The organism is Paenibacillus sp. H1-7 (genome assembly GCF_022354825.1).
GTDB lineage: Bacteria > Bacillota > Bacilli > Paenibacillales > NBRC-103111 > Paenibacillus_S.
Genome location: NZ_CP031168.1, coordinates 2,909,727 through 2,935,436 on the forward strand (window position 1 = coordinate 2,909,727; position 25,710 = coordinate 2,935,436).

General features: G+C 52.3%; 20 protein-coding genes. All 20 read left to right on the forward strand.

Features of this window, described 5'->3' with window-relative positions; all coding sequences use genetic code 11:
- The 20 genes from phnL (at window position 1) to DVH26_RS12955 (ending at window position 25,693) form a co-directional block, all read left to right on the forward strand.
- The gene (gene phnL / locus DVH26_RS12860; protein WP_239634081.1) at window positions 1-732 is read left to right on the forward strand and encodes a phosphonate C-P lyase system protein PhnL; all 732 of its coding nucleotides are present in this window, start codon (window positions 1-3) and stop codon (window positions 730-732) included.
- 15 nt (window positions 733-747) lie between these two features.
- Window positions 748-1,935, forward strand: a complete 1,188-nt coding sequence (locus DVH26_RS12865; protein WP_239634082.1) for an alpha-D-ribose 1-methylphosphonate 5-triphosphate diphosphatase — start codon at window positions 748-750, stop codon at window positions 1,933-1,935.
- Window positions 1,936-1,999: 64 nt separating this feature from the next.
- Window positions 2,000-2,956: a sugar phosphate isomerase/epimerase family protein gene (locus tag DVH26_RS12870; RefSeq protein ID WP_239634083.1), complete on the forward strand. Its 957-nt coding sequence runs from the start codon at window positions 2,000-2,002 to the stop codon at window positions 2,954-2,956.
- 394 nt (window positions 2,957-3,350) lie between these two features.
- Complete coding sequence (locus tag DVH26_RS12875; RefSeq protein ID WP_239634084.1) at window positions 3,351-5,279, forward strand: hypothetical protein; 1,929 nt, start codon at window positions 3,351-3,353, stop codon at window positions 5,277-5,279.
- Window positions 5,280-5,551: 272 nt separating this feature from the next.
- Complete coding sequence (locus tag DVH26_RS12880) at window positions 5,552-6,427, forward strand: radical SAM/SPASM domain-containing protein (protein ID WP_239634085.1); 876 nt, start codon at window positions 5,552-5,554, stop codon at window positions 6,425-6,427.
- A 326-nt stretch (window positions 6,428-6,753) separates the two neighbouring features.
- Entirely contained in the window at window positions 6,754-7,251 is a 498-nt protein-coding gene (locus DVH26_RS12885) for a hypothetical protein (RefSeq protein ID WP_239634086.1), read from the forward strand.
- A 1,372-nt stretch (window positions 7,252-8,623) separates the two neighbouring features.
- Entirely contained in the window at window positions 8,624-9,874 is a 1,251-nt protein-coding gene (locus DVH26_RS12890; protein WP_481857607.1) for an ABC transporter substrate-binding protein, read from the forward strand.
- A gap of 16 nt (window positions 9,875-9,890) precedes the next feature.
- A complete protein-coding gene (locus DVH26_RS12895; RefSeq protein ID WP_239634088.1) occupies window positions 9,891-11,645 on the forward strand; it encodes a sensor histidine kinase in 1,755 nt (584 codons plus the stop codon).
- A gap of 5 nt (window positions 11,646-11,650) precedes the next feature.
- Window positions 11,651-13,264: a response regulator transcription factor gene (locus tag DVH26_RS12900; protein WP_239634089.1), complete on the forward strand. Its 1,614-nt coding sequence runs from the start codon at window positions 11,651-11,653 to the stop codon at window positions 13,262-13,264.
- 72 nt (window positions 13,265-13,336) lie between these two features.
- Window positions 13,337-14,686, forward strand: coding sequence for a GntP family permease (locus DVH26_RS12905; protein ID WP_239634090.1), 1,350 nt, complete (start codon window positions 13,337-13,339; stop codon window positions 14,684-14,686).
- Between the two features lie 64 nt (window positions 14,687-14,750).
- The gene (gnd, locus tag DVH26_RS12910) at window positions 14,751-15,653 is read left to right on the forward strand and encodes a phosphogluconate dehydrogenase (NAD(+)-dependent, decarboxylating) (protein WP_239634091.1); all 903 of its coding nucleotides are present in this window, start codon (window positions 14,751-14,753) and stop codon (window positions 15,651-15,653) included.
- Window positions 15,654-15,702: 49 nt separating this feature from the next.
- The gene (gntK, locus tag DVH26_RS12915; protein ID WP_239635352.1) at window positions 15,703-17,226 is read left to right on the forward strand and encodes a gluconokinase; all 1,524 of its coding nucleotides are present in this window, start codon (window positions 15,703-15,705) and stop codon (window positions 17,224-17,226) included.
- Window positions 17,227-17,407: 181 nt separating this feature from the next.
- Window positions 17,408-18,958 carry a PucR family transcriptional regulator gene (locus DVH26_RS12920; RefSeq protein WP_239634092.1) on the forward strand — a complete coding sequence of 517 codons (1,551 nt, stop codon included), beginning with the start codon at window positions 17,408-17,410 and terminating at the stop codon, window positions 18,956-18,958.
- A 129-nt stretch (window positions 18,959-19,087) separates the two neighbouring features.
- Window positions 19,088-19,807: an SDR family oxidoreductase gene (locus tag DVH26_RS12925; RefSeq protein ID WP_239635353.1), complete on the forward strand. Its 720-nt coding sequence runs from the start codon at window positions 19,088-19,090 to the stop codon at window positions 19,805-19,807.
- Between the two features lie 197 nt (window positions 19,808-20,004).
- Window positions 20,005-20,352: a PadR family transcriptional regulator gene (locus DVH26_RS12930; RefSeq protein WP_239634093.1), complete on the forward strand. Its 348-nt coding sequence runs from the start codon at window positions 20,005-20,007 to the stop codon at window positions 20,350-20,352.
- A complete protein-coding gene (locus tag DVH26_RS12935; protein ID WP_239634094.1) occupies window positions 20,345-20,896 on the forward strand; it encodes a DUF2812 domain-containing protein in 552 nt (183 codons plus the stop codon). Before DVH26_RS12930 ends, DVH26_RS12935 begins: the two co-directional genes overlap by 8 nt.
- A gap of 142 nt (window positions 20,897-21,038) precedes the next feature.
- Entirely contained in the window at window positions 21,039-22,025 is a 987-nt protein-coding gene (locus tag DVH26_RS12940; protein ID WP_239634095.1) for a LacI family DNA-binding transcriptional regulator, read from the forward strand.
- 292 nt (window positions 22,026-22,317) lie between these two features.
- Complete coding sequence (locus DVH26_RS12945; RefSeq protein ID WP_239634096.1) at window positions 22,318-23,391, forward strand: Gfo/Idh/MocA family protein; 1,074 nt, start codon at window positions 22,318-22,320, stop codon at window positions 23,389-23,391.
- 30 nt (window positions 23,392-23,421) lie between these two features.
- Complete coding sequence (locus DVH26_RS12950) at window positions 23,422-24,720, forward strand: ABC transporter substrate-binding protein (protein WP_239634097.1); 1,299 nt, start codon at window positions 23,422-23,424, stop codon at window positions 24,718-24,720.
- A gap of 88 nt (window positions 24,721-24,808) precedes the next feature.
- Entirely contained in the window at window positions 24,809-25,693 is an 885-nt protein-coding gene (locus DVH26_RS12955; RefSeq protein WP_239634098.1) for a sugar phosphate isomerase/epimerase family protein, read from the forward strand.
- Window positions 25,694-25,710 lie beyond the last annotated feature (17 nt).

Below are 25,710 nucleotides of genomic sequence, written 5' to 3' on the forward strand. Positions count from 1 at the left end.
GTGCTCACAATTCAATCGCTTGCCAAAACATTCGAGCTGTCCATGACAGGCAAGATGACGATCGACCCGTTTGCCGACTTGTCCTTTGAAATTGCCAAAGGTCAGTTTCTAGGTATTGCAGGGCCTAGCGGTATCGGGAAATCGTCCATATTAAAATGCATATACAGAACCTACCAGCCTACGTCAGGTTCGATCTTATACGACTCCGAGCTATTCGGCCGAATCGATCTGGCCAAGGCGTCCGAACGCCAAATCATCCATCTGCGCAGAGCCGAGATCAGCTATGTGACTCAGTTTCTGAGAGTCGTTCCCCGCGTACCGGCATTGGATGTCGTGGCGGAGAAGCTGCTTCCGAAAGGCTTCACGATGGAAGAGGCAAGGGTCAAGGCGGAAGAGATGCTGGAGAGACTGAACATTCCGCGTACATTGTGGCCGGCTTTCCCGGCAACGTTCAGCGGAGGCGAGCAGCAGCGGGTCAATCTGGCCCGGGCGCTCATCGCCAGACCGCGCCTGCTTATTCTCGACGAGCCGACGGCGTCGCTCGACCATCAAACCAAGATGAGCGTTCTCTCCCTGCTGAATGAGATGAAAGCGGAGGGAACGACCATGGTCGGCGTGTTCCACGACTGGGAAGTGATGGGCCAAGTAGCGGACAACATTTTGGATTTGGGCGAAGTGCTCCAGAAGCAGCAGGCATCGGACCCATCCGGCGTAACGGCAGCCATTCACTAAGGGAGGATTAAGTACATGAAGGGCATTCAAAAAATATGCGGCGGCCGAATCGTCACCCCTTCCGGCACGATCGAGCAAGGCACGCTGGTTATCGAAAACGGGACGATTATAGAAATATCCTCTTCGGCCTCCATGCCGGGGCCTCGTGATATCGACGCAAGCGGCATGCTGGTGCTGTCGGGAATTATAGACACGCACAGCGACGCAATCGAGCATGAGATGCAGCCTCGTCCTTCCAGCTTGTTCCCTGTTGAAATGTCGTTTTACGAGCTGGAGCGCAAGCTGGCGGGGCAAGGCGTGACGACGATTTACCATTCGCTTAGCATGTGGGACGACAACTCGGCCAAGGAGGTTCGCCGCAACCAATCGGTCAAGCAAATGATCCGGACGATTCGCCGTCTGGCGGCCGAGGATCATCTGATCCGGCATAAAGTGCATCTCCGGTTCGAAATTGTTAATCTGAACGCCGTCCCTCATATCGTCGAGATGCTGAACAACGGCGAGCTGGATCAGCTTTCGTTCATGGATCATACGCCGGGCCAAGGACAGTACCGCAATCTGGAGGTACAAAAAAAGTTCGTCATGGAGCGGCAAAAGCTGACGGAGGAAGAAACGCTCAAAGTGCTGGAAGCCCGCAGGCAGCAGCCGAAGGTAAGCCGGGAGGATCTCCAGCTTGTAGCCGACCTGGCCGGAAGCCTGGGCGTGCCCCTCGCTTCGCATGACGACGATTCCGTCGAAAAGCTCGAGCTCGTTCAATCCTGGCGCGCCGCCATCAGCGAATTTCCGATCACGATGGACGTGGCGAAGGAAGCGAAGCAGAGAGGCTTGCACGTCGTCATGGGGGCTCCGAACGTGATGCTGGGCCGGTCGCACAGCAACAACTTATCCGCCCTGGACGCCATCAAGGAAGGGGTCGTGGATATTCTTTGCTCGGATTATTATCCTCCGGCCATGATTCAGGCCGCCTTTTTGCTGCACAATCAAGGGTATGAGCTTTCCTATGCAATGAATATGATTTCTTTGAATCCGGCGAAAGCATTGGGTCTGGACAAAAGACTGGGCTCATTGGAGGAAGGGAAAGCGGCGGACGTGTTACTGACTCGCATCCATAACGGCCGTCCTGTCATTGAGAAGGTATGGGTTGAGGGACAAACGGTATGCCAGATGGATTACCGGATGAACGCCGCTGCAGCGGTAAGGTAAAGCAGGGAAAGCCGGATCCGGTGCATGCAGTCTAGGATCTGAGGGCGGAAGGAGAGAGGATGTCATGAAGATAAGAGGTATGGGCATCTGTGCATTCATTAATGAGAGCACAAGCAACCCGGAACGGTTAAAACTCAAGCTGCACAGAGCGGCCGAGCTCGGCTTGGACACGGTGGAGCTGCCTATTCAGGGTATGAACCTATTGAGGAACGGACAAATCGACCGCGATCGGCTGCACATGTACCAGCAATTGCTGCGAAACGTGCCGCTTAAGTATACGACACACGCTCCCTTTGACCTGAATTTGTTCAGACAGGGCGATTATTCAACTGATGCGGAATGCCTGATGGCGTCCGTAGAAATCAGCGGGGCGCTCGGTGCAGAGCTCATGGTTTATCATGTCGGGAGATTTGTCGGTGAGGAGCAATTTATGTTCTCCCACACCTGGGCGAAGCTTACGGATATCGACAAGCGGGCCCTGATGGTCAGGGAGCAGGAATGGATGCGACGCGCCGGCGATCTCGGGAGAGAAACCGGGGTCCTAATCGGGATGGAAAACATGCGGCCTTATCTCGATTGCGAGGATTACGCTTATTCCGTTAGTCCAAGCGCATTGGCCGAGCAGCTCGAAGCGATTGACCATCCTCAAGTCGGTGCCGTGCTCGATACGGGTCATTTGAATTTGGCGGTCACGATGTACGGGCTGGATCTGATTCGCGAGATGGAGCGTCTAGTGCCCCATATCATCCACATGCACCTGCATGACAATTTCGGCAAAGCCTGCTTTTCTACGGAAAAAAGCCAATATGAGCTGATCCCGCTTGGACGCGGGGATATGCATGCTCCGATAGGCGACGGCAATGTGCCGTTTCATCTCATCGCGGAATGTCTGGCTTCCACCTTTGACGGGCACATTATTCACGAAGTGAGGGAAATGTATGAGCCCTTCTGGCCTGAATTGCGGGAGCGTTATGCCAATGCGCTGATTCCCGGCTCAGAGCAGATGATGGCTGTGAAATGATAGATACTGGAGCGGGGAAGAGTTTAGAAGAAGCCTGGTACGAGAAGTACTAGAAGGGTACAACCCGAGTGCATCTCATGCAGTCGACCCCACCGCTTCCGTCCCGATTATCAGTCATAACTAATGGAGCAGTCCATTTGAGCCTTTGATCTTCTGAGCTGCTGAACTAGGCGGAGGAAGTAATACCCCTCGGGGTAATTGCATAATATGATAAGTCGGCGCAGACGTGAATCGTTTGTGCTCTTTTTTTGCGCTTGTTTCTGTATTCCGCTTTTTTAGCAAAATGCTGAATTTACTGCAAAAAGAAATGAAATATAACCATTTATTTCAAAAGGCGTTGCAGTATATGATCAAATGAGCGTTTTGTCAATTATATACTATCGGAGGAAACAAGATGCAGTCCTTGGAAATAGCAAACGATGAGGTTACAATTCAGCTGTGCCACGATACTATGGATATTCGGATCGGCTATCCGGCCCTTTTGTCTCCCGGTGATTCATTTCCTGGAGTTATAGTGTCCGCAAAAAATGAGGGGAAAGCGAGCGTTTCTATTAAATCGCTAACAACCTGTGAAATCGTTGGGTCCGCTTTGGAGCAGACTTACCGAGCAAACGAGCCTTTGGCGATTGCGGTATCAGGAGAGGTTCCGCAGGACGGCGGATATGAACTTTTAGTAGAGCTCTCGCCGGCTGCCGGCGGTAAGGTGGAAGAGCGGTTTTATTTTACCGTCTTGTCGGAATACCCCAAGCACAGCAGCGGTGCTGCCTACACTAACGCAGAGGGACGGATGGTGTATTTGCCCGATTATCGGGGCAACCGGCTGCCGGACTTCTCAGGCGTAGGTTATATGGGCGGCGGCGTAGAGCTGCCCGAGCTGCCGGTCAAGGTGACCCTGGAGCCGATCCCGGGGGACAATACAAGCCGGATTCAGGAAGCGATCGACCGGGTTTCCGCCATGGCGCCGGATGACAACGGCTTTCGCGGAGCGGTGCTATTGAAGCAAGGCGTCTATGAGATCGCAGGCGTTCTCGAAGTCCGGGCCGGCGGCGTTGTGCTTCGAGGCGAAGGACAGGGCGATATGAAGAAGCTGTGGTACGATCCCCGGCAGATCGGCAGCTTCGAGGAATTGAAAGCGTCGGTGGCTTCGAAGGAAGCAACCGTCCTGATCGCTACGGGAAGCGAACGGAGAAGAATTCTGAAATTCCATGGTACGGAAGACGTACGCGTCCCATTGACCGAACAGAGCGAGATTATCGACAGCTATGTTCCGGTAGGGGCGAATTCATTCCGCGTAGCGGATCCGGGCTTGTTCCAGGTCGGAGATACGATTATCCTGCAGCGCAGCGGTAATGCCGCATGGATCAGCGAGATCGGAATGGATCAAATTCCGGATCGGGAGGACGGTGGAAAAATCACGCAGTGGTCCCCGTTCGAGCTCCATTTTGAGCATGTCATTACGGCCATCGAGGGCAGCCGGATTACCGTCGATTCTTCCCTGATGAATGCGGTCGAAAGCCGCTGGGGAGGCGGCCGCATTTTCAAATTCTCCGACCCGGGACGGATCAGCCAGATTGGACTGGAGAATTTGCGCGGGATCGCCTTCTGGACTCCAAATAGCGATGGAGTAGATGATACAAGGCATGCCAATGAGTTCGTGGAGCTGGACAATTGCCATAATGGATGGGTGCGGAACGTGACGCTGGAGCATTTCAACAGCACGAACGGCGCATTCCGGACAGGCCGCGGCTCCAAATGGATTACGATCCAGGACTCGTCCAATCTGATTGCGGACAAAGCTTTTTATAACGGCAAAGGCTACGATCCTACCGGTCGGACGTTCTACGAGACCAACATCTATGTTGGCCGATACGGCTTTTATTTGAACGGGCAATCTGCGCTCGTCACCCGCTGTTTTGCGTTGAACAACCGCCACGGTTTTACACTCGGCTCCCGGGTAACAGGGCCCAACGTGTTCCACGATTGCATCGGGGAGCAGCCGTTGACGTGGAGTGAGCCTCATCACCGCTGGTCGGTAGGCGGCTTGTACGACAACGTCCACGATATGATTTCGCTGATGAACCGGCTGAACATGGGTTCGGGGCACGGTTGGGCCGGCGCGAACTACGTCGCCTGGAACACCGAGGGCACGCTCGTATGCCATCAGCCGCCTACGGCACAAAACTGGTCGATCGGCCATATCGGCAAGAAAGATTTTGGAGGCAACCGCGGGCCTGACGGGTACTGGGATTCCCACGGTCAGCATGTGGAGCCGCGAAGCCTGTATACGCAGCAGTTGAAGGATCGGCTGGGGAAAGAGGCATAGTCAGTAGTTGTACATTTTGAGCGGTGAACTAAATTGAAATGATCGGGAAGGCAGCGATTTTCGCTGCTTTTTTTGTTAGAATGAAGTGAATGGATTCAGGGATAAATTGGAAATCAGGGAGGGAGAATCATCAAATTTAAAAGACCGGTTCGGACTGTTCTCATAATGTTAATGGTCGGATGGTAAAAAAAGATTGGCACGGCGAGCGCAATATGCTGCATCATCGTGCTATAATGACTGATAGATTACTATAAAACACAAAAGGAACCATCATGAGAAAATTCAAAAAGTTTTATATTGAAATTACGAGCATCTGTAATTTGGCGTGCAGCTTTTGTCCGCCGACGAAGCGGTCAGCTACTTTTATTAAAACCGAAGAGTTTACGCATATATTGGATCAAGTAAGGCCTTTTACGGATTATATTTACTTTCATGTCAAAGGCGAGCCGCTGCTGCATCCCAAAATTGGAGAGCTGCTGGACTTGGCCCACGAGAAAGGATTTAAGGTGAATCTGACGACGAACGGCACCTTGATTCCGAAAGCGAAGCACAAAATACTGCCTAAACCGGCGCTGCGTCAAGTCAATATTTCGCTGCACAGCTTTGACGGCCATGAAGGCTCTACCGATAAAGAGGGATATGTATCGACTGTGCTCGCGTTTGCCAAGGAGGCGGCGAGTCATAACGTGCTCATTTCCTTGAGACTGTGGAACCTGGACATGAATAACGCTACCAATGCGGAAAAAAGTAGAAACCGTGAGATTCTCGCCATGATAGAAAAAGAATTCAATCTCGATTATCGGATTGAAGAAAAAGTCGTGCGCGGCGGCGGGACCAAAATCGCCGATCGGATTTATATTAACCAGGACCATGAGTTTCAATGGCCCGATCTCAAGGAAGACGAGGATGACGGCAAAGGCTTCTGCCATGCGCTGCGCAATCAGGCCGCGATCTTGTCCAACGGAACGGTCGTCCCATGCTGTCTTGACGGCGAAGGGGTAATTAATCTCGGCAACGTGCACGAGAAATCCTTTGCGGAAATTATCGAAGGCGAGCGGGCGAGAAATCTGTATGACGGCTTTTCGCGCCGGGAGGTCGTAGAGGAGCTGTGCAGAAAATGTGACTACCGGAGAAGGTTTAATGCCTAGTAGACACAGCCGAATATCTTTTAACATGAGCAGGTCGCGTTAACGATCTGCTCTTTAATTTTACCTCATAGAGGTTCATGGTGCAGGAGAAGCCTTTACGGACCACCTAACAAGATAGAAACTACCAGGGTGTTTAATGATGGTAAAATAATAAAGTGATGCAATTCTATTTAGTGAGGTGCTTCGATCTGAGGACGTTTGGAGACAAGGACACGTTTGCGATCAGATATGAGTTCGTAACTAATCCTTTTAATGAACATAGTTTGGTTGGAGATACATGGGGTAAATTTGAATTACTTATAAGCGGAGTAGATGTTTGCCAAATAATGAGAGAACGCAGTGTTATTACCTACCAATGGAATTTGATTTATATTGTTGAATGGTTTAGTGAAAATCTAATTTATATATTGGGTGATGATCCATTCCCTCTCCCTGTAGAAGGGCAACACTCGCTTGAACTTTTAGATAATAGTTTTATAAGTGAACTAGATAATGATAGTGATTTTGATGAATGGTTCGACATAAAGCAAAACTGGGAGTTTAAACACTCATGGTTTTTAAATAGAGCGGGTTCTTTTTTACCAGTCGTATTATTCAGACGTGTTAACGATGAAATAGAGATTGCTTGGAGCAATGGATCGACGTACTCTTCACATGGAGTCTCGTTCATTAATCCGACTGGAGTTAAATACATATCATTTAGAAAGTTTGAATTAATCATAACAAATTTTATCAAAGACTTCTTGGGCAATCTTATGCTTACTTCAAAAAATAAAAGTGACGCCATTAAATTTAGGCAAAAAATAATAAACTTAATCAAATAGTCGTGGTCCATAGAAATAGCGATCATATAACCTGGATCGGACCGTGGTTCCGCTATTCAAGCCAAATAGCCCAAAATGGCGGGCGGATCGGACTACAGATCCGTTATTTGGCTGAATTAGGCCGATTTGGACCGGAAAACCGGTCAATAACGGATCCTGTGTCCGATCGCCTCGCCAAAACACCGGTTTTCCGTCAAATAGCGGACTCACGGTCCGATCGGTAGTGTAGTTTTATTGCCCATCCATCAAGCCGGCGTTTCAGAAGCCGATCAAGAGCAGTATTGTACAAAGTGTAACTCAAAACGCCCGCGCCTCAGCTACTCCATATAATGAGTTTCCTACGCCACAATCTAACCTGCGTCGAAGAGTCCAATCGATTTCGCGGTACATACAATGTTACTCCATAACGCCTTACCTTTGCCTTTGATCCATACAAAGAGTCCGGGCGCTCACTATATTACAGATCAAGCCTGCGTCGAAGAGTCCAATCAAGTTCATGCGGTACATACAATGTTACTCCATAACGCCTTTCCTTTGCCTTCGATCCATACAAATAGTCTCCAACTTTCACTATATTACAGATCTAGCCTGCTTCGAAAGTCCAATCGAGTTCGCGGTTCATACAATGTTACTCCAAAACGCCCATACCTCCAGATACATACAAAGTGTCCCTAACGTTTACTATACTTCAATCTACCCAACGTCCCAGCGGCCGATCAAGCACAAGTGGTGCACACAATGCCAGCAAACAACCATCCTGTCACAACTCCATACAGATGGACCGAACGTGCACAATGCTAATCAGCAAACAGTAACTCCGCTTACACCATATTTTCAACACGCGCGCTTATTCTAAGCTCACGTATCGCCTCTGTAATGCGGTAGGTCGAACTCTACGACCTTACGTTCCATGCACAAGCAGAGCTCCCCAACCACACATGTGCCACCATTTTTCACACCACTCAAACACCGCATGACGCTAACCGCCGCGGCATGAAACGCATGCGTTGCACCGCACACGACACCGCGACCACGCTCCTCACACCGGAGCTTACAGCGCACCGTGCGAGAAGCCCGATACACCCAGCAGATTGCCAAGCCGAAGGCAATCTGCTTTTTGCTGTGCCTATTAGTAAAAAACGCAGCGAATGGACAGATTAACCAGTAGCGATCCCCGGATTCGACATGTTCTTCACGGATTGTTATCGAAGTTTAGTTTTCGTTATTTCGGCTGCTAGCCGGATCAAGTAATCTAAGATAGTTCAAGTTCCAAAGCTAGCGCTATCTATCAGGTGGGAGGGAGACGATGAGGTCATTATGGAGCCGATGGAACTTTCCGGCAACAGCCCTTGTTCTTGCATCCGTATCCATAATGATGGCCGGATGCGGGAATCATTCCTCGCCGGGTCAGACGGCTCCCAGAGCATTTGAGGGCGAGAGCATTACGCTGATCATCGCCAATCATCCCTGGGGCGAAGCGATGAAGCCGCTTCTCCCGGAGTTTGAAGAGGCTACGGGCCTTAAGGTGAATGTTCAGGGTTTCTTCGAAGATCAGCTGACCCAGAAGCTCACGGTGCAATTCACATCGGGGTCGGGGACCCCGGAAGTGTTCATGTATCGTCCGCTGCAGGAGGGCAAGCTGTTTTACAATAACGGCTGGCTGGAGCCGCTGGACGACTATGTGCATCGGGATGCGGATTACGATTTCGCCGATTTCTCGAAGCAAGCGGTCGGCTCGGCAACGGTCAAAGGCAAGCTGACCGGCATTCCGATCATCACCGAGCAGGAAGTGCTGTATTACCGCAAGGATTTGCTGAAGCAAGCGGGCATTGCGGTGCCGGCGACCATTGAGGAGCTGGTCGAAGCCGCGCGCAAGCTGAACGATCCCGCGAATGGGGTGTACGGCTTCGTCGCGCGGGGCCAGCGCTCCCCGCTCGTGACGCAGGTCTCCTCCTTCCTATACTCGGAAGGAGGAGACTTCACACAAGGCGAGCGGGCGACGCTTAACACGCCGGAAGCGATCCGGGCGTTTACAACGTACGGCACGCTGCTGAGAAATTATGGGCCGCCCAGCTCCATTACGATGTCGTGGCCGCAAGCGAGCGCGTTTTTTGCAGCGGGCAAAGCAGCGCTGTACACGGACGCCAGCTCGATTTACAAAAATGTGCTCGATCCCGCGCAGTCGAAGCTCGCGGAGCAAATCGGCTATGCGCCGTTCCCCGCGGGAAGCCGCGGGTCGGTGCCGTACAATATCACGTCCTGGGGCTTGGCCATGCACCCCAAGGCGGCCAATAAAGAGGCGGCGTGGGCTTTTATTCGCTGGGCCACGAGTAAGGAGATCACACTCAAGATCCAGCAAAAAGGAAACACGGCAGCCCGCTTATCCGTATGGGAGCGTCCGGACGGAACGACGGGATTCCCGGCGGAGCTAGTCAGCGTCATCCGCAAGAGCAGCCAGGGCGGGGTCGATCACGACCGGCCGACGGTAGTCAGTGTAGCAGAGGCGCGCGACACCGTGGGCGAAATCGTCCATAAAATTATGGCCGGAGAACAGCGGATCCAGGAGACGGCCGATCAGGCCAATCAGCAGCTGCAAGCCATTTTGGATAAAGAAGCGAAGTGAAGGGGACAAGCGAGGCGTGCCGTACCGACGGAATATTTTCAGCAAAATTCTCATGACGATCACTCTGCTGCTTGTCCCCGTGCTGCTGCTGTACAGCTACTCCAATCGGATGACCCAACAAGCGGTAGAGCAGCAAATCCAATCCTCCGCTTTGAATCAATTATCTTTTTTTCTGTACCAGCTGGACTCCAATATTGAGAATTTGTCGATGTTTCCCGTCATTTTGAGCTCGGACCCGCATATCCGGGAATTCATCGAAGTGGCGGGCAATCCGCTGAGCGGCCTGCTCAAGGCGCAATCCCGCATTACGGAGAAGCTGAGCCTGCAGAGCGTATCGAGCAGCTGGTCCAACGATTTGTCGTTCGTGATCCCGAGCGCGAAGAAGGTGCTGTCCTCCAACATCTACATTAACGGTCTTGATCAATGGCCGTGGGAGCGACCTGTGCGGACGGCTTGGACTTATGACGAGGATGTATCCCGTGGACAGCCGATCGGCACATTTATCCGGGAAATCAGCGAGCCGGCGAACGTGAGCAATACCCAACAAGCGGATACAGTGTTTCAGGTGCGCTTTCCTGTTCAAGCTTTGATCGATCAACTGGACCGGTACAAGAAGGATAAAATGAGCGACCCGTTCCTGATTCATCCGGACTTTAAGCCGGTGTTCAACAGTACGTCCAGCTCGTCCTTAACCGAACCGATGATCCGGCAGCTGTTCAGCCAGACATTGGCGGATGCGGGGCAGGAGAGAATGCAGATTGACGGCCAGGACTATTTGGTCAGCTACGCGAAGTCACGGCAGCTGGGGTGGTATTTGATCGACTATGTTCCGGTGCAAAAAATGTTGGAGCCCATTACGGCGCCGAACAATCTGTTCAACATTTCCGTCGGTCTCCTGCTGTTGATGGGGGCTGTCGCTTCGTATTTGCTGTACCGCAACGTGCAAATCCCTATCATGACGATAACCCGCACTGTACAGCGGATGAAGCGGGGCGATTTGTCGTCGCGGATCGACGCCCGGTTCAAGAACGAATTCGACCATTTGTCCCAGCATTACAATGAAATGGCCGAAAGGATCCAAGTCCTCATCGAGGATGTGTACACGGCCAAAATTCGCACGAGGGAAGCGACGCTGAAGCAGCTTCAGTCCCAGATCAATCCGCATTTTTTATATAATTCGTTATTTTTTATCATCAACTCGGCCATGATGGATGATCGCGATGCGGTTGTAGCCATGGCGGAAAATTTGGCGGAATACTACCGTTACTCGACACGTGTGGAGAATCAGACGGTTACGGTTCGGGACGAGCTGGAGCTGGTTCAGCATTACTTGAACATCCACAATTTGCGGATGCGCCGTCTGACCTACACGATCGACGTTCCCGAGACGATGATGGACGAGCCTATACCGAGACTGCTTTTGCAGCCGCTGGTGGAAAATGCGATCGTCCACGGGATCGAGCCCTTACGAGAAGGCGGCGAGATTACGATCACGGGAGAGCAGAACGAATCGTTCAACCGCATCGTTATCGAGGACAACGGGACGGGTTTGACGGACAGAGAGCTTCGCAGCATGCAAAGTCAGCTGCAAAAGCAAATGACCGAAGAGCTGAGCCGCGGCACATGGAACGTACATCAGCGGCTGCAGTACCAATTCGGGGAAGGCTCGGGCTTAACTTTCCGGCATGGCTCCAAGGGCGGATTAAAGGCTGTGCTGACATGGAACCGCAATAATGAAGGCAAGTTTCATCCTCATGATGAAGGAGGGTAAGCGGGATGCAGCTCTTGCTTGTCGATGACGAAGCGCATGTAGTGGACCGGTTTTCCACCACCATTGACTGGAAGGCGGAAGGCATGGAGCAAGTGTACAAAGCATACTCCGGCTTCGAGGCGATGGATCTGCTGAAGCAGTTCTCCATCGACATCGTCATTACCGACATCAAGATGCCGGGCATGTCGGGACTGCAGCTCATCGCCGAGATCAGACGGCACTGGCCGAAGACCAAATGCATCCTGCTGTCCGGGTATTCCGATTTCAACTACGCCAAGGAAGCGATAATCTATCAGACGGAGGATTACTTGCTGAAGCCGGTGAAGGAGAAGGATCTCGTCGACACCGTGAAACGGGTGAAGGATAAGCTGCTCGCCGAATGGGAGGAAGTCGTCTCCGTTCAGCGGCTCACCTATACGCTGCGCGAGAATTTGCCGCTCCTTCGCGCCAATCTGCTGAATGAACTGCTCCAAGGGCGAAGCATCGCTGAATCGAGATTGCACGACAGGATGAACATGCTGGAGCTGTCCGATTTTGAAGGCCGTTCTTTTGTGTTGATGATGATCCGGCTAGAGGAATATTTTCTGAAGGTGGACCCGGAGAGCGTGTCGTGGATGGAATATGCGATCAGCAATATGGTGGAGGAGCTGTACGGCAGCCGCTACAAGTTCTGGTATGCGAAGGATGCCCACGATTATTTGGTCTTCGTCATGGCGCCTAGGCAGGAAGGAGACGGCAAGGAGGACTCGCTCTGGTTCGAGCGCACCGCATCTTCGCTGCAATCGGCGGTCAGTACGTATTTGAAGGGGAAAATTTCGATCCTCGTCAGCGGAAGCGGACAGTTTCCGCAGGATGTGAGGGAGATGTACGGCCGCTCGATAGCTGCTTTTCGCAAGCGGATCGCCAACGAGCAGGAGCTGTTCATGCGTTTGGAGGACGAGCATGCGACGGTCGATATTCATCCGCTGCAAAGCTTGTACGATCCCCCCAGCTTGATTCATCTGCTTGAAGCGGCGCGCTGGGACCATGCGAAGACGAAGCTGCAAACGGTTTTTGAGGATTTGGAGCAGCGGTATCCCGAATCGCAGGAGCACATATTGGAAATATATTTCCATATCGCTTCGGCTTACGCGTACATTGCGCACAGAAACGGGCGGCACTTATCCGACATGCTCGGTTCCGATTACGACAAGATGTCGGAGGGGAATCCTTTTCGCTCGGTCAATCAGCTGAAGGAATGGACGTTCCGGACGCTGGAGCGGATGAAGCAGGACACCGACCGGGAAACCAAGGACACGAGAGCTTCCCTGATTCACGACATTCAGTCGTTCGTCGACGAGAATATTACGAATGATGTGTCGCTGCAGTCCATCGCCGATCATGTCTATCTGCATCCGGTGTACGTGTCCAAGGTCTACAAGCTCGAAACCGGAGACAACCTGAGCGACTACATTCAAACCGTGCGGATGCAGAAAGCGGAATATTTGTTAAAAAGCTCGACTGAAAAAATATACGAAATCGCCTCCCGGCTCGGCTATCAGCGTCCGCATTCCTTTAACCACGCCTTCAAGAAGCATAAAGGAATGACGCCTCAGGAGTACAGGGATCAGTTCACATAAACTTATCATTTATCGTTTCTTACCGTATTGCAGCACTTACAACAAGGGCAAACATAATTAGGAGGTTTCATTATGCTGTTATTCATCGTGTTGGTGGCCATCGTCGCTCTGCTCCTGATGATCACTGTAATCAAATTGAATCCTTTCGTCTCTCTGATCGTGACGGCTATCGGTGTCGGCTTGGCCGCCGGAATGCCGCTCGTCGGGCCGGATGCAGCTCATCCGGGAATTATCGATTCCATCAAGAACGGGATGGGAAGCACACTAGGCTTCCTCGCCATCGTATTGGCGTTAGGAACGATGCTCGGTAAAATGATGGCCGAGTCAGGCGGTGCGGAGCGCATCGCCAAGACATTGATCGGTCTGTTCGGTGAGAAAAACGTTCATTGGGCAATGATGTTCGTAGCGTTCATCGTCGGAATTCCGGTATTTTTCCAGGTCGGCTTCGTCCTGTTGATTCCGCTTGTCTTCACGATTGCCCGCCAAACCGGAGTTTCTCTGGTCAAAATCGGCGTGCCCCTCGTAGCGGGCTTGTCCGTCGTCCACGGTCTCGTTCCTCCGCATCCGGCAGCGATGGCTGCGGTAGGCATTTTCAAAGCGGATGTAGGCACTACCATCTTGTATTCCATCATCGTAGGTCTTCCTGCAGCGATTTTGGCCGGACCGGTGTACGGTAACTGGATCGGGAAGAAGATCTACCGGGAAGTTCCGAAGGAAATGGGCGATCAGCTCACGGAAAGCGTAGAAGCGAAGGAGCTGCCGGGCTTTTTCAACACGATATTCACGATTCTTGTTCCCGTTCTGTTAATGCTAATCGCAACGATCGCCGACTTGTTCGTGGCCAAAGGGACGACGCTGTATCAAGCATTCAAATTCATCGGCGATCCGATCGTCGCCCTGTTGATCGCAACGGTATATTCGTTCTTCAGTCTTGGGTATGCCCGCGGATTAAGCCGCGAAACGGTATTGAAATTTACGAACGACTGTCTTGCTCCTACCGCCACGATCTTATTGGTTATCGGCGCAGGGGGAGCTTTCAATAAAGTGCTGCTCGATTCAGGCATTGGCAATTACATTGCGCAGCTGGCTACGGCATCCCATATTTCGCCGATTTTGCTAGGCTGGGGTATCGCTGCGATGATTCGCGTCGCGACAGGCTCGGCTACCGTATCGATGATGACGGCGGCAGGCATCGTGGCTCCGATCGCCGCGGTAATGCCGGGGGTGAACGTGGAGCTGCTCGTTCTGGCTACAGGCGCAGGCTCGCTGATTTTATCCCATGTCAATGACTCGGGCTTCTGGCTGATCAAAGAATACTTCGGCATGACGGTCAAGGAAACACTGGCAACGTGGACGGCGCTGGAAACGATCATTTCGGTCGTTGCGCTGGGGATGATTTTGCTGCTAGATGTGTTCGTGTAAGGGAAAGCTATCGGCCATAAATGAAATTGCAACTATCCAACGGTAATTAAGGAGGAAGACAGCAATGCAAATAGGATTAATCGGCTTGGGAAAAATGGGATCCAACCTGGCTCTCAATCTGTTGGACCATCAGCATGAGGTCGTTGTATTTGATGTGAACAAGGAGGCCGTTCAGCGCGCTGCCGAAGCGGGAGCAACGGGCGCGGGCTCTATTGCGGATATGGCGGCCAAATTGAGCCAACCGCGCGTCGTCTGGATGATGGTTCCGGCGGGAGATTTGACGGAGCAAGTGCTGCAGGAGCTGAAGCAGCTGCTGGATTCCGGGGACATCGTCATTGACGGAGGCAATTCCCACTACAAGGATTCCATCCGCAGAGCGGGCGATCTTCGGGAGCAAGGCATCCGCTATCTGGACGTAGGAACGAGCGGCGGTGTGGAAGGGGCTCGCAACGGCATCTGTACGATGATCGGCGGGGAGAGCGAAGCGTTCCGGCATGTAGAGCCGATGTTCCAATCGATTTGTGTGGAGAAAGGATATTTGTACGCAGGCGCGAGCGGCAGCGGCCATTTTCTGAAAATGGTCCATAACGGCATCGAGTACGGAATGATGCAGGCGATAGCCGAAGGGTTTGAGGTATTGGATAAAAGTCCTTACTCCTTCGACTATGAGCAGGTGGCGAGAGTATGGAATAACGGCTCCGTTATCCGCTCCTGGCTGATGGAGCTGACGGAGAACGCCTTCTCCAAAGATCCGGCGCTTGAAGGGCTCAAAGGCGTCGTCCACGCTTCCGGCGAAGGGCAATGGACGGTGGAGACGGCTCTTGAATACGGGACGGCCACTCCGGTTATCGCATTGTCTCTGATGATGAGATACCGTTCACAGCAGGAGGACACGTTCTCCGGCAAAGTCGTTGCAGCGATGCGCAATGAGTTCGGCGGACATGCGGTTGTAGCTTCGGACAATTAAAGTGGACTCAGGTAGGCTAAGGAGGGCGATTGACGTGAGTACGAAATACATGATAGGGGTAGACATCGGAACGACAAGCACGAAGTCGGTATTGTTCGAAACGTCCGGCGTGTTGAAAGCAAGCCACGGCATCGAGTATCCGCTTTATTCGCCGAAGCCGGCTATTGCGGAGCAGGATCCGGATGAGATTTTTCAGGCGGTCGTCGCTACCATTAGACAGGTGGTGGCCAACAGCGGAGTCGATCCGAGCAACATTTTGTGCGTTTCCTTCAGCTCCGCTATGCACAGCGTTATTGCCGTCGACGCGCAGGGTACGCCGCTGACGAAGTGCATCACGTGGGCGGATAACCGGAGCGCAGGCTGGACGGAGCGAATTAAGCAGGAAATGAACGGCCATCACATTTACTTACGTACGGGTACGCCGATTCATCCGATGTCGCCGTTAAGCAAATTGACATGGCTGCGCCATGAGCAGCAAGAGCTGTTCGATAAAACGAGCAAGTTTATTTCCATCAAGGAGTACGTCTTTTACCGGTTGTTCAACCAATATGTGATCGACTATTCCATCGCATCGGCAACAGGGATGTTCCATCTTGAGAAGCTGGCATGGGACGAGGAAGCGCTGCGCATTGCCGGTGTTACGGCTGACCGGCTGTCGCAGCCGGTTCCGACCACCCATTATTTGACCGGGATGGAGCCTCATTGGGCGCAGCAAATGAATCTCCCGGCCTCCATCCCTTTCGTGGTCGGAGCGAGCGACGGCGTGCTGTCCAACCTCGGCGTTAACGCGATTGATCCGGGGACTGTTGCTGTAACCATTGGCACAAGCGGCGCCATCCGGACCGTGACGGACCGGCCGGTGGTCGATCCGAAAGGGCGCATATTCTGCTATGCGCTGACGGAGAACTACTGGGTGATCGGCGGGCCGGTGAACAACGGCGGCATGATTTTCCGCTGGGTTCGCGACCAGCTGTGCGCATCCGAGATGGAGACGGCGCTTCGTTTGGGCAAGGATCCGTACGAGATTTTGACGGAGATTGCTTCCCGAGTGAAGCCGGGCTCGGACGGATTGATTTTCCACCCTTACTTGACGGGCGAAAGAGCTCCGCTGTGGGATGCCAACGCAAGAGGCTCGTTCTTCGGACTGGGCCTTCACCACAAAAAAGAGCATATGATTCGCGCCGTGCTCGAAGGGGTTATTTTCAACCTGTACTCGGTGTTCATGGCGCTGCAGGAGCTCATCGGCATGCCGAACAAAATTCAAGCTACAGGCGGCTTCGCCCGCTCCGAGCTGTGGCGCCAGATGATGGCGGACATCTTCGATCAGGAGGTCCACGTTCCCGAGAGCGTGGAGAGCTCGTGTCTGGGCGCCGCGATCCTAGGCTTGTACGGAATCGGCGAGATTGATTCGCTGCATGTCGTATCGGGCATGGTAGGCGCAACACACCATCACGTGCCGAACAAAGACAACGTGGTCATATATCAGGAGCTGAGCCGGATTTACGTCCGATTGTCCCGTCTGTTGAAGGAAGAGTACGGGGAGATTGCGGCTTTTCAGAAAAAATGGCTCTAAAGGCTAACTGTCGTTAGGCGTTAAATAAACAAGCTCAGAACAGCACGCTCTTAAGGAGCTGCTGTTCTTTTTTTGTGCCGTGATTCCGCCGCTTCCTAATGATGGCAGGCAGCAAACGCCGCACTCAAAAGTATGGTAACATGGAGGGATACAACATACGAAGCGTTTTGAGGTGGAAAGCATGGAGAACGCCCCTTTTACCGTGAAAAGCTTGCTGGAGCTGCCATTATTTCGCAATGCGAAATTGTTCGGCGGGCACGAGGGACTGGGCAATGAAATTTACTATATCGACAGCATGGAAATGCCGGACTTGACCGGATGGCTCCGTCCCAACGAGCTCATTTTGACGACGGGCTATTCGTTTCGCCATGAACCGAAGATGCTCGGGCGGCTGCTCGATGAGATGCATAAAGTAGGGGGATCGGCGGTAGGCATCAAATCCCGGCGGTTTTTTCACGAAATTCCGCAGGAAGCGATCGAAAAAAGCAACAAATATCATATCCCCTTATTTGATATTCCGCTGGAAGTTCCGTTCATGGATATGACGCGGACGATTCTGGATCAAATATTGCAGCGGCAGGCGTACATGCTGCGGGAGCTGCAGGAGGTGAACCAGCAATTCACGAATCTTGTGCTGAACCGCCGGACCTCGGAGCTGGTCGTTATGATTGGCCAGCTGCTCAAGTGCGAAGTGGCGGTAATGAACCACGAGCTGGAGATGGAAGGCTGTACCGCTCATTTTCACCGTGCCGACATCGCCGAGCAGCGGAGCGTCCGCGTCGGCAACCGCGTATTCGGTTATTTGGCCATCACCCGCAAGCTGGGGGAGCAGGACCGTTACGAGCAGATGTGCATGGAGCACGCGGTGACGGTGATGGCTGTCGAGTTTACGATCCGGCAGTCGCAGCAGCTGCAGAGGGAGCGGGAGCAGGAGGCGTTCCTTGTGGAGCTGCTGTCGGGTACGGATCACCAGGAAGACTTCATGCGCTACCGGGCTACCCGGCTCGGCATTCCGATCGGTACAAGCCAGTACGCCATGGTCATTAAAGGCGCTTGTCAAGCAGCGGATGCCGAAATGAAAGTAAGCCGGCAGTATCAAGGACTGCTGCGCGAAATCAACCAGCAGGGCGGATTTGCACGGAGAGCGATAGAGATGAACGGCCGCATCCTTATTCTTTGTGCTGCCGCGAATAAGGAACGGGATAGCCAGCTGGAGCAGTCGAAGCGGTTCGCGCACGAGCTTATCCGGAAAGCGGGGGAATCGGACCCCGACGTCACCTTGTCGTGCGGCATAGGGGGGATCCGCGAACGATTCGCGGAGCTGTCGGGCAGCTATCGCGAAGCGCTTAAGGCGCTTGCGATCGGCGAGCATTCCTGGTCGGCTGCGGTTACCCATTACGACGACGTCATGGTCGAGCAGCTGCTTCTGGATGTGCCGGGACATCCGGTGCTTATGGGCCTCGCGGAGCGATTGGTCGTTCCGTTGGAAACGTACGACAAAGAGTATGGCACCCAGCTGCTGCAGACGCTGGAAGTGTATTTGAGGACGGGAGGCAATACGAAGCGGGTTGCCGAGGAGCTGTTCATTCACCGGAATTCCGTGCTGTACCGGCTCGAGAGAATCCGCGAAATCCTTCAGATCGACTTCAACGCCCCGGAGACCCGATTCCGGCTTGACCTGGCTATCCGGTATTGGAGAATGAAGACGATAGAAATTCCCAGTATATTGTGATGCTGCACAAATAAGGGTTTTGCGATTTAGGATGCTTCCTATAGCTGAGGCGTCCTTTTTTGGTTTATTCTAGAAACACCTGACGACAGGAGCCAAAAAGTGATGCAATTCAAGGGAGATGGCAAGTTCATGACATTGAAGGATCATCGTGTAGTTATTATTGGCGGCAGCTCAGGTATTGGACTGGCTACAGCCAAGGCGGCGATAGCCCAAGGGGCGCGTGTAGTCATCGCCGGGCGTTCGTCCGAGAAGCTGGAGAAGGCGCAGGCGCAGATCGACAGCGAATCGCTGCAGGCGTTTCAGCTGGATAACAAGAAGGAGGAAGCGATCCGGGCGTTCTTCAAGCAGGTAGGCAGCTTCGATCATTTGTTCACGCCGGGAGCTTCTTATGTCCGCGGACCGGTCACAGCGGATACCGACATTGCCCAGAGCTGCTTCGAGGGAAAGTTCTGGCCGCAATACTTTGCGGCGAAGCATGCGCTGCCTTACTTGTCCAAGCAAGGCTCGATCGTGCTTATGTCCGGTGCGTTCGGCCAGCGTCCGTTAGCGGACGGCGCCTCCTATGCGGCCTGCAACGGGGCGATCGAGAGCCTGGGGAAAGCGCTCGCCGTCGAGCTGTCTCCGATTCGGGTGAACGTCGTCTCGCCGGGCACGATCCGGACTCCGTTTCGTTCCGATGAGGGGGAGGCTGCGAATCGGGAATTGGCTTACGAGGCGTACAAGCAAATGTGTGCGCTTAAGAGAGTAGGGGACCCGGAAGACGTCGCGCATTCGGTCATTTATTTGATGACCAACCGTTATACGACGGGGAGCACCTTGTTCCCGGATGGCGGCTACATTTTGAGCTGAGATTCGCAGACTGGCCAATCGATAAATAGATTCAGGAAACCGCTGGGATAGCGGTTTTTTGTTTTTCCCAGTCATTCAGCTGCTCTTTATGACGAAACGCCCATTGACAATAGAAAGTAAATTCATTACTATATCCATAACGGATATATCATTAATGGATATATTGATAATGGATATAAAAGAACGGAAGTGATGTTTTGTCCAGAAACAATTCATTAACAGCCGAGCAGCTAACCGACTCCGCTTATTACATCATGCTTTCTCTGCTGTCTCCAAGGCACGGTTACGGAATTATGAAGTATATTGAAGAACTGACGGATGGGGAAGTGACCATCGGGCCGGCAACCTTGTATACGTTAATTAAGAAGCTGCAGGAAGCCGACTATATTCTGCTGGATGAGAGTGACACGGAACGCAGAAAGACGTATACGGCTACGGAGAAAGGGAAGGCTATTACGTTAAACGAGATAGAACGAAGGGCAAGAATGGCGCACCATGGCAAGATCGCTTTAGAATCTGTTGGGGAGGCGAAGACGAATGAGTAGGGCCCGATATGTCCTGTCAGGCGGGTTGGCATTTACGGAGGAAAAGGATATGAGGAAATTAAGTCAATGGGCCGAGAAGGGCTGGCTGCTAGAATCGTTTGCATTCCTCGGGTATACGCTGCGCAAAGCGGAACCGCAATCCGTTCAATATTGCATGGATATTCAGGACTTGAATAAAGCCGACCGGGAGGACTATTATGATATGTTCCGAGCCGGGGGATGGGAGCCGGTGTGCTCGTCGGGCGATACTATTCATATATTTAGAGCCAAACCCGGGACGAAGCCGATCCATTCGGATAACGATACGTTATATGAGAAATACCGCGGCGGGGCTAAGCCTCTGAAGTCGATGTTCATCGTGCTGGCTTTGGTGGCCGTCGCTTCTTGGATCCTTCAATATGCTTCCAAAGCGTTCGCGTGGAGTGTGGTGATCTCGAATATTTTCATGGCAATCTGTACTGTAAGTGCCGTCTTAATCGTCCCGGTTCTCATGACTTATAGCGCTTTTCGTTGGAAGTCCAGTAGGATCCGGCAAAATCGATAACAGTAAAATAGGGTTGCCGAGCCTTCGGCAGCTTTCTTGTTTTCTTTTTTTTGAGAAAAAATGGTTGACGAACCGATCCGTTCCGATTTAGTATATAGATATAATTCGAAACGTTTCGATTATGTTGAAGGGATGATAGAAGTTGTCTACAATCAAAGACGTTGCCAGGTTAGCGGGAGTTTCCTTGTCGACGGCCTCCTATGCTCTGAGCGGCGACAGCAAGGTCAGTCAGAAAACGAGGTTGAAAGTACTGGAAGCCGCCAAGCAGTTGAATTACCAGAAAAATGGCTTTGCGATGGATTTGAAGAAAAGCAGCACGAAGACGATTGCTTTAATATTTTGGGATCTTGCGGGGCCGTACTATTCGGAACTGATCAAAGGCGTACAAGAAGTGACGATTGCCAACGGATATGACCTTATTGCCTGCAGCTCCTTCGGTCAAAGCTCGACGGGGATGCGATTTTTGAAGGAGAAGCGGGTGGATGGAGCGATTATTTCTTCCCAAAATATTGACGATCAGGCTATATTGGACGCGGCGCGGGAAGGCTTCCCGATCATTCTGCTCGATCAGCATTTGGAAGGGGACTATATTACCCATGTCATGATCGATAACAAGCAGGGAGGTCGGATGGCAGCCGATTATTTGATCGGTCTCGGTCATAAGCAGATCGGGATGATCAGCGGTCCGTTCAGCTCGTATGCTAGCCGCAACCGGTATTTAGGGTTTCAGGAAAGCTTGAAGGCCCACGGCTTGGAAGAACAGCACAGATGGGTAATGCACGGAAGAATGAACCGTAAGGATGGGTATCAGGCGACCAAGACGCTGATTTTGCAGGGAGACTTGCCGACGGCTGTCGTATACGGCAACGACGAAATGGCGATTGGCGGGCTTGAGGCGTTTCGCGAAAGCGGCATACGTGTTCCCGACGATATCTCGATTATCGGATTTGACGATATAGAGCTTGCACAGTATGTGAATCCGGGGCTAACAACGATACGCCAGCCCAAGTACGAGATGGGGAATTTGGCGGCGCACGTCATGTTTCAGGCTCTTCGGGGCGATATTGTCAACAAAAGCTATCAGCTGCAGCTGGAGCTGATCGAGCGAAATTCATGTGCTAGCATGTAATGGGCATGGATAGGAAGCAGCAGGAAGAATCGGAATCTTGGGGGCGATATCCAGGTCGGATGCGTCGCCCCTCTGACTATCTAACATAAGGCAATTAGGCTTAGCAGGTTATAAGACTGAAGCGGGTTCATCGACAAAATGAAATCGCTTACTTGTACGGTCTTGAAGCTTTTATCGTTTCCTGCATGCAGGTTGGTTATCGTTCAAGAACCGCTCGGTAATGGTAATTTTTTGACACATAATCGAAACGTTTCGATAAATCACTAATTTAGCTGATAAAGGAGAACGAAGCATGGTCAAACGGCTGGGTATTATAGGTACGGGCAAGTCTATCGGAGTATCGAACGATCATTTGAAAGGAATACGGGCTGTTCCCGGCTGGGAGCTGACGTCGATTTATGATTTGCACAGGGACCATGCCGAGCATTTCGCCGAGAAAAACGGAATGTCCAGCAAGGTCATCCGATCGTCGCTTGATGATCTGCTCTCTCAAGTCGACGCCGTAACCATTTGCACGGACAATAAATCCCACGCGGAGCTGGTACGAGAAGCGCTGAAGCGGGGGCTGCCCGTACAATGCGAGAAGCCGCTCTCGCGTAATTATGCGGAATCGTTGGCGCTGGCCAAAGAGGCTCAGGAAGCGGGCGTCGTGCATTACATGAGCATGCAGTACCGGTATCATCCGTACGCGCAAATCATAAAAGGACTGATCGGCGAGCTAGGCGAGGTTTACTATTACCGGCAGAAGCTGGGCGGGGCTCGTATTGCGAATCCGGGGATCGGTTTGGAGTGGAGGATGCAGAAGGAATTATCAGGCCCGGGGGCGCTCATCGATTTCGGCGTTCATGAGCTGGACCTTCTTCACTACTTCCTGGCCGAAACGTGCGGGGACATCACGGAAGTACAGGCGGAGCTTGTCACCGCGATTAAAGAACGGGATAAGCTGGACGGTTCGGGTCGCTCTCAAGTGACTAACGATGACATGGGTGCAATCATCGGCCGTTTGGAGAATGGAGGTTTGGTGACGCTGAACAGCTCACGTGTGGTTCCCGACGACGGTAACGGACTCGAAATTGTAGGGACGCGAGGCGCGATCTGGATGGATGGCAAGGGAGACGTTTATTTCCGCGGCAAGAAGCCGAACGGGACTTGGGATCAAGCAGCGCTCGTTCCGGCTGAAGCAAAGCATATGTTCCCGGGGCTTGCGCGAGGCAAGCAATATGCGGAGTTTCTCGATATTATCGAGAATGGAACCAGTTATGAGCTCGATTTTTTCTATGGGGCACAGATCGTCCGGGTCATTGACGCAGCCGTACGTTCAAGTGAGGAAGGGCGCAAAGTCAGTATCTCTGAAATTAAGGATTAATACCAATATCCGTACCGGGAGGAAACCGTCATGTTGAAGCTGAAAGGACTCGTTTGTTGCATGATGACCATAACCATTGGGGCGGGCTGCACAGGGACGAAGGAGCCGATGAATGAGAAGACGGAGGGCGATAAGCCGGTAACGCTGACAATGTATCAGAAAACAGCCGGCATTACGGATGAAGAATTTCAGGAATATTTCGTGAAGCCCGTTCAGCAGAAGTTTCCCCAAGTCAAGCTGGAAATGGTAAGAGCCTCCACCCAAGGCAATACGGAGCAGGAGCTCATGGTTAGCGGTACGTTTCCGGATTTGATTTATAGCAGCAATCCGGGCATTGCCAATTTCAAGACGCTTGGTCTGGTGGACGATTTGACGGATACGATCAAGAAAAACGGGCTGGACTTGAACGTTTATGATCCGAAAGCGATCGACTCGATCAAGCAAAACGGAGAAGCGGGACAGCTGTACGCTCTGCCGTTCTCGCAAAATTTTGGAGCCCTCATCTATAACAAAGATCTGTTCGACAAGTTCGCCGTACCGTATCCGACTGACGGAATGAGCTGGGAGCAGCTGCTCGAGCTGTCCAAGAAGCTGACGCGCAATCAGGACGGAGTGCAGTATATCGGCCTGGACCCTTATGCGGTCAATTTGATTGGATCCGGCTTGTCGCTGCCGTTTATCGATCCCAAGACGAATAAGGCTATGCTCAATAACGACGGCTGGAGAAAAGTCTTCGATCTTTACAAGCAGCTGTTCGCCATCCCCGGATACGTAGATAACGAGAAAAGCAAGTACCAGTATGGCGTCAACGGATTTTTCAAGGATAAAAACGTAGCGATGTTCACGCCCTGGTTCGATACGGTTGTTGGTCAGGCCGGCGCGATTCAGGATATGAAATGGGACTTGGCTGCGCTGCCGAACTTCAAAGAAGCGGTTGGAACCGGCAGAGAGTTCGACGTTCATGTCATCATGGTGTCCAACATGAGCAAACATAAGGAGCTGGCAGCGCAGATCATGCAGCTGGTGACGACGTCAGAGGAAGTTCAGGCGAAGATGACCAAGCGCGGCAGAATGACCGTCTTGAATAAGCCGGAAATGCAAAAGCTTTTTGCGCAGGATATTGAAGCGTTAAAAGGAAAGCAAATAGCATCGGTCTTCAAATCGAAGCCGGGTCTTGCGCATGTGCCTACCGTGTACGACTCGATAGCTTCTCAAAAGCTGAACGCCGCCTTGAAGGATGTAGCATTAGGCAATAAGGATGTGAACACGGTGATAAGGGAGACGGAAGAAGTCACCAATCTGGCGATTGAAGCAGCCAAAGGGAAGTAATGAGAGAGCAGGTCGATTAAGGGCTAGGGCTGAATGCTTCTTAGTTCACCGTTCGATCATTCAGGAAAGGAAAGGATTGGAGCTAGCTATGAAGCTTGGATTTTTAACGAACGCACTCGTATGGGAGGGATTGAACAATATACGCGATATGGCGGATTGGGCTGCCAGCCACGGATTCGAGACACTCGAGGTGGGACCGAACATTCCGCTTGACGAAGCGCTGTTCTCTGAAGTGTTGGAGGAGGGCAAAATGACCATCTCCGCGCTTACGTATTGCCGGAACTATCTTAGTCCGGATGCGGAGGAACGATCGCTGCACCGCAAAGAGCTGATCAGCCGGATTCAATCGGCAGGCAGGCTGGGAATCCCCGTCGTCGTAACCTCAACCGGATTCGACTCCACGCGTGAACGCGAGCACTATGATGGTTACGAGGCAATCCGCAACAAGCCGTTGAACAGCCTGGACCCTGTAGTCCGCTGGTTCGCAGAGGTGCTGGAAGCGGCGGAAAAGGCTAATGTACGCGTAGCCATAGAAAATTGTCCGTTGATGGGCAATATGATGATTTCGCCGGAAATGTGGGAGCGGCTGCTCGAACGGCTGGAATCCCCGTATTTGGGTATGGCGTATGATCCTTCCCACCTGCTATGGCAAATGATTGACCCCTACGAACCAATTAAGGAATTTGGGCCGAAAATCTTTCATGTTCATGCGAAGGATACGGAAATTTTGCGAGGGCGTCTGGCGAGAACCGGGATTTTGACGGATTTCTCCTGGTGGCGATACCGGCTGCCGGGATTAGGAGAGCTGGACTGGGTGAAATTCATCTCCAATCTGCGGGAGGCCGGTTATAACGGTATGGTTAGTATCGAGCATGAAGACCCGGTCTGGGGCGGAACGATCTCAAGAATTCAGGAGGGACTGCTGATCGCCAAGCGGTACATAGAGCAGATACCGGGGTTCCGCGTGCAATGAAAGCTATGAGAGGGAGA